This is a genomic window from Rhodococcus sp. P4_B6 (assembly GCF_056402215.1).
Map to the genome: position 1 here is coordinate 1 of NZ_JBFUHV010000304.1, position 6,018 is coordinate 6,018.

Genomic DNA, 6,018 nt, shown 5'->3' on the forward strand with positions numbered 1-6,018 from the left:
CCGTATGGCTGACCGTCGCCACGCGGATGGCGAGCGGTTCGAGCAGGAGACGCATGGCGGAGATCTCCTGGACTTCGGCCGACGAGAACCTGCTTACCTCCACCCCGGATCGCGGGCGCATGTCGATCCATCCTTCGGACTCGAGCAGTCGGAAGGCTTCTCGCAGTGGAGTTCGGCTTACCCCGAAGGCTTCGGCATATTCGTCCTGACGAATCCGCATGCCGGGTTCCAACTTGCCCGTGATGATCTGCTCACGCAGAGAATCCGCAATCCGTGAGACGAGTGATCGTGCATCGAGGTGCATTGATGCCGCCATCGTCCCTCCATTCTGAATCCAATCGATTGGATGTGATGCTGCAAATATACCGTGGCGGGAAGGACCGGCGGTACGGAGCGTCGCCGGTCCTTGCCGAGGGGTCAGGATCCGGTGGACGGATGAGGAGGCGCCGAGATTCCAAGATGATCGCGAAGCGTCGGGCCCTCATAGTCGCGGCGGAAGATGCCACGTTCCTGCAGGATCGGGACGACCATCCGCACGAACTCCTCGAATGCGCCCGGCAGGTGGGTGGCGGCGAGGACGAACCCGTCGCAACCACCGCTCTCGAACCACTCCTGCATCTGGTCCGCGACACTTTCGGGGGTACCGACGAATCGGGGGCCCTGCAGCAACGTCGCACGGTGCGCCGCCAGGTCGCGGACGGTGACGTCACGGTCGAGGTGGCGCCGGACGCCCTGAGCCAGCCCGCGGATTCCTCCGCTGGCCGCCATCATCTCGTCGGTCACCACATCGTCGAGTTCGTGCTGGGAGAAGTCGTAGTTCAGCGCCTCGGAGAGCAGGGCGAGCGAGGCGATCGGGTGCACGTACGCGTCGAGGAACAGCCGTTCCTTCTCCTCCGCGATCATCTGTGTTTCGCCGACCACTGCGTAGGCCATGGGCAGCAACTTGACGTCATCGGGATTGCGGCCTGATGCGGCAATCTGCTCCTTCTGCTCCCGGTAGTGCTGCTGTGCTACGGGCAGACCGGGGTCAGCGGTGAAGATCATGTCGGCCCATTCGGAGGCGAACTCCCGGCCACGACCGGACGAGCCGGCCTGTAGCAGCGCGGGGCGGCCTTGTGGGGTGCGCGGCACGGTAAGCGGCCCGCGCACCTTGAACCACTTGCCCTCGTGGTTGATCTCGTGAACCTTGTCCGGATCGGCGAATTCGCCGCTCTCCCGATCCAGCACCATCGCGTCGGGCTCCCAGGAGTTCCACAGTGCGACGACCGCCTCGAGAAACTCCTGAGCTCTGTCGTACCGTGCGTCGTGATCGAGGTGGTTCTCCAAGCTGAAGTTCTGCGCCTCCGAGTCGTTCACCGACGTGACGATGTTCCACGCCGCACGGCCGCCCGACAGGTGGTCCAGCGTGGCGAACGTGCGGGCGACGTGAAACGGTTCGTAATAGGTCGTGGAGTACGTCGCACCCACGCCGATCCGGCTGGTGGCGCCGATGATCCCGCCAAGGACCGCTGTGAGGTCGAGCTTGATCGGACGCGCGCCGTGGCGGACGGCGCCGGCAACCGAATCGCCGTACACACCGGGCATGGCGAGGCGATCGTCGAAGAAGACCAAGTCGAACTTGCCCTCTTCCAAAGTGCGTGCGACGTGCTGGTAGTACTCCATCGTCAGGAAGGAGTGTTGGGCCGAGGGGTAGCGCCACGAGCCCGAGTACACGGTCACGTTGCCGGCCTGCATGAAGCCGACGAGGGTCATCTGGCGGGTCATAGGTTTCTCCTGTTCTGCCCGGCGAGACCGAGCAGTTCGGCCCTGTGGGCAATGGTGGCGGCGTGGCGCAGGTGGGCGGCATCGACGAGCATCCCGTCGAGCGCAGAAGCCCCCTTGCCCAGATTTTCGGCGTCGCGGTAGGCCGCAACCACCCGCTCGGCGTGCGCGATCTCCTCCGGAGTGGGAGCGAAGGCGTCGTTGGCGATCTCTACCTGGCTCGGGTGGATGGCCCACTTTCCCGAGTAGCCCATAGCTCCCGCCCGGTCGCACGCCGTGCGGTAGGCGTCGGGATTCTTGTAGTTCGGGAACGGCGCATCAATGGCATCGATCCCGGCGCTGCGTGCAGCGACGATCACCCGGGACCGGGCGTAGTGCCACATGTCGCCGGGGAAGTCGACCACCGGGTCGAAGTTCGTATCGACGCGCGCGCCCTGCGATGCAGAGAAGTCGCCCGCGCCAAAGATGATCGCTTCCAGCCGGTCGCTGGCATGAGCGATCTCGTCGACATTCTGCAGGCCCTCGGTCTCTTCGATCAGTACCTCGAGCGCGATTTTCTTCTCCAGGCCGATGGTCTCCTCGAGTTGGGTGAGCAGGGTGTCGACCCACCACACGTCCCGCGCACGGCGGACCTTGGGCACGATGATCACGTCGAGCGACTCACGAGCAATGGTGACGACCTCGATTACGTCGTCGTACGCCCACCTCGTGTCGATGCCGTTCATTCTGATCGCGCGGGCTGTATGTCCCCAATCGAGGTCGCGTAACGCGACAGCGGCTTTGCCCCGTGCCTTTTCCCGTTCGGCGGGTGCACAAGCGTCCTCCAGGTCGAGGAACACGAGGTCGGCGCCCGAGGCCGCCGATTTCGCGAACATCCAATCGTTGCTGGCAGGCGTGGCCAGTTCGGAGCGGCGCGGTCGCATTGCCCGTGGTTCTGTCATATCAGATGGCGCCCTTCTCGTTTGCTTTCGGCGGTGCTCTTCATCTAGACCAGCCGCTTCCGTGGGGAGGCTGCGAAGAGTGGATCCGGTGCCCTCCGGTGGGGTTGGCGCTCACAGCTTCTGCTCGATGAGGGCAACCACTCGCGCATCCGTGGATGCTTGCTTCACCGGACGTTTTGGATACAATCGAATATATTCGAGTCTGCCGCGTCACGTCAACCATGAAGCGTGGGCCACGGCATGACACGGCATCCCTACTCTCGATTCCGTACGACAGGAGCAACCTGTGACCACCCGCTCACGTCCCCGACGCTCAGCCCTCTACGTACCCGGGGACAATCCACGGGTCCTCGACAAAGCCAAGAAACTGCCGGCTGACGTGCTCATATTCGATCTCGAAGACGCAGTAGGCCCCGAGGCCAAAGCATCGGCACGGAAACGTGTATGCGAGCTGATCGACTCCGGCGCCTACGACCCCAGAGAGCTCGTCGTCCGTATCAACGGCCTGGGCACCGACTGGCATGGTGACGACCTCCGCGCGGTTGCGTCATCACGTGCCCACGGCATTCTCATCCCGAAAGTGAATTCAGCTGCGGAAGTTCGTCTACTCGCGGATGCACTCGGCGCCGCCGGAGCGCCAGAACACCTGCAACTCTGGGTGATGGTCGAGACACCGGCCGCATTCCTGCACGCCGAGGAGATCGCAGCTGCCAGCAAGCGACTAGACGTGCTCGTGATCGGCACCAATGATCTGATCAACGACATCCACGCGCTGCACGTGCCAGGGCGATCCCCCATCATGGCCGCTCTGTCTCTGGCGGTGCTGGCGGCGAAGTCTGCGGGTAAAACCATCCTCGACGGGGTCTTCAACAGCATCGAAGACGACGCGGGATTCGCGAACGAGGCACGCCAAGGCCGAGCGATGGGCTTCGACGGAAAGACGGTGATTCATCCGTCTCAGCTCGCACCGGCTAACGCAGCTTTTGCACCGAGCCGGCCGGAAGTCGACCGCGCACGAGCGATCATCACCGCCTACGACAAGGCCCGTGAGGCAGGTGAGAGTGTCCTAGTCGTTGACGGTCGCATGGTCGAGGGTCTGCACGTTCGAGATGCCCATCGCATTCTCCGGCTACACGAACTCGCCACCGAGATCGACTGCGCCACCCCATCGAGCGTCTGACCGACCCGCTCCGTACCAGGAACCTGGCCATCATCGACCGATCACACGCCGTGAGGGAGAACTGTGTCATCAACTGAATCAATCGTGCACGCCACACCCGAGAGTCACCGGCGGCGGGAAGGCCCATACTTCGACGACCTCGCGATCGGGCAACGTGCCAAGTCGCCCGGACTGACGTTGACTACGGGACTTGCGGCCACCCACCAAGCGATACTCGGTGACCGGGTGCCGCTCGCCCTCGACGCGCACCTCGCCGGCAGAGTGACCGGAGCACGAGGACAGATAGCCAACCCCGCCCTCGTGTGGGACGTCGCAATCGGACAGTCAACGCACTTCAGTCAACGTGCCAAGGCAAATTTGTTCTATCGCGGGTTGGCCCTGCGACGACTGCCCGAAATTGGCGACACCCTCTATACAGAGACCGAGGTCATTGCACTTCGTGAAAACAAGCGCCGTGAAGACCGTCATCCCACCGGGATGATGGCGCTACGCATCAAGACCGTCGATCAGGAAAACCGTGTTGTTCTCGACTTTTCACGCTGCGCGATGATCCCGATGAGTGCCGCACACATCACGACCAACCACCAGGATGATTTGTCAGCCATCAGTTCGGGCCTTGATCGCCAGGTGCTGCGAGACCTGACCGCAGACTGGCGCCTGTCGCTCCTGCCGACGACTACACCGGTGTCGGTCCGTGATCGATGGACAGTGAAATACGGAGACGTGGTCRCCTCCGCCCCGGAGTTGGCGCGCTTGACTCTCAATCTCGCATCTGTCCACCACGACTACCGTGCGGCGGGGTCTCAGCGACTGGTCTACGGTGGCCACACGATCGGTCTTGCCTCGGCTCAGTTGTCGAAGACACTGCCTGGTTTGGCCGCCATCGTTGGATGGCAAAGCTGCGACCACCTTGCCCCGGTCTACGAGAACGACACAGTTTTCAGCACAATCGAGGTCGAAGACGTCGAACCACTCGGCGAGGTCGGCCGCTTGGTCGACCTGCGTTCGGTCGTACACAAGGTGCAGCCTGATGGGAACGCGCCGGTGGACGTTCTCGACTGGCGCATCGTGGGAGTAATGACATGACCGCAGGCGTACTCGCCGGGATGCGGATTATCGAAGGTTCGGCCTTCGTAGCCGCGCCTCTCGGTGGTATGACACTGGCGCAGATGGGTGCGGACGTCATCCGATTCGACCAAATCGGCGGCGGCTTGGACTACCACCGCTGGCCGGTCACAGAGGGCGGCCACAGCCTGTTCTGGGCCGGTCTCAACAAAGGTAAGCGGTCAATCCAGATCGATCTACGCTCAGACGCGGGCCGCGAGCTCGTCCGGGCACTCGTCACGGCGCCCGGTGATAGCGGCGGAATCTTCCTGACAAATTTCCCAGCCCGAGGCTGGCTCGACTACGACCGACTACGCGCAGAGCGCGCCGACTTGATCATGGTGGTATTGACCGGCAACGGCGATGGCAGCAGCGAAGTGGACTACACCGTCAATCCCGCCACAGGATTCCCGTCCGTCACAGGCGCCAAAGACTACGACGCCCCCGTCAACAGCGTCCTACCCGCTTGGGACATCGCGCTCGGCACTCTCGCGGCGGTAGGCCTGCTCGCCGGGGAACGACACCGCACACGCACCGGCGAAGGCCAACTCATCAATGCTTCACTGTCCGATGTTGCCTTCGCCATGGTCGGCAATCTCGGCCGGCTCGGGCAAGCCGCACTAGGCGGAAACAGCGGGACAGACAAGGACGGCAATTACCTGTACGGCGCGTTCGGAGCGCCGTTCCGCACGGCCGACGGTCGCCATGTGATGGTTGTCGGGCTTACCGGCCGACAGTGGTCAGCCTTGCGCGATGCCACCGGCCTCACGGATCGCTGCGACGACATCGAGCGCGAAAGCGGTGTCGACCTTGAAACGGAGACGGGTCGCTATGTCGCTCGCGAACGAATCGCCGAATGCCTCCGGCCTTGGTTCGCGCAGCGAACACTGCCCGAGGTCGCCAGAATCCTGAACGAGCGGCAAGTGGCCTGGGGGCCCTATCAAACCTTCACCGAACTCCTCGACGATCGTCGTCTGTCGTCGGCGAATACGATGTTTTCTCCGGTGGAGCACCCCGGCGTCGGAACGTACC

The 6,018-nt window shown here is 63.3% G+C and carries 6 protein-coding genes; 3 read left to right on the top strand and 3 right to left on the bottom strand.

The window, feature by feature from the left end; genetic code table 11:
• The 3 genes from AC1DWT_RS49075 to AC1DWT_RS49085 form a co-directional block, all read right to left on the bottom strand.
• Nucleotides 1-316 (bottom strand): GntR family transcriptional regulator (locus AC1DWT_RS49075; protein ID WP_477926050.1); only part of this gene is annotated, 316 nt, incomplete at its 3' end.
• Between the two features lie 101 nt (nucleotides 317-417).
• Entirely contained in the window at nucleotides 418-1,764 is a 1,347-nt protein-coding gene (locus AC1DWT_RS49080) for an LLM class flavin-dependent oxidoreductase (RefSeq protein WP_218834815.1), read from the bottom strand.
• Nucleotides 1,761-2,684 (bottom strand): HpcH/HpaI aldolase/citrate lyase family protein, encoded by a 924-nt coding sequence (locus AC1DWT_RS49085; RefSeq protein ID WP_257015492.1) that lies wholly within the window; start codon nucleotides 2,682-2,684, stop codon nucleotides 1,761-1,763. Before AC1DWT_RS49085 ends, AC1DWT_RS49080 begins: the two co-directional genes overlap by 4 nt.
• Before the next feature lie 304 nt (nucleotides 2,685-2,988).
• On the opposite strand from AC1DWT_RS49085, the gene AC1DWT_RS49090 reads away from it, so the two are divergent.
• From AC1DWT_RS49090 to AC1DWT_RS49100, 3 genes are all read left to right on the top strand, one after another.
• On the top strand, nucleotides 2,989-3,882 hold the full coding sequence (locus AC1DWT_RS49090; protein WP_095861908.1) for an HpcH/HpaI aldolase/citrate lyase family protein: 894 nt from the start codon (nucleotides 2,989-2,991) through the stop codon (nucleotides 3,880-3,882).
• Nucleotides 3,883-3,966: 84 nt separating this feature from the next.
• Nucleotides 3,967-4,968: a MaoC family dehydratase gene (locus tag AC1DWT_RS49095; RefSeq protein ID WP_477926051.1), complete on the top strand. Its 1,002-nt coding sequence runs from the start codon at nucleotides 3,967-3,969 to the stop codon at nucleotides 4,966-4,968.
• A partial coding sequence (locus tag AC1DWT_RS49100; protein WP_477926052.1) for a CoA transferase occupies nucleotides 4,965-6,018 on the top strand: 1,054 nt, incomplete at its 3' end. The genes AC1DWT_RS49095 and AC1DWT_RS49100, both read left to right, overlap by 4 nt.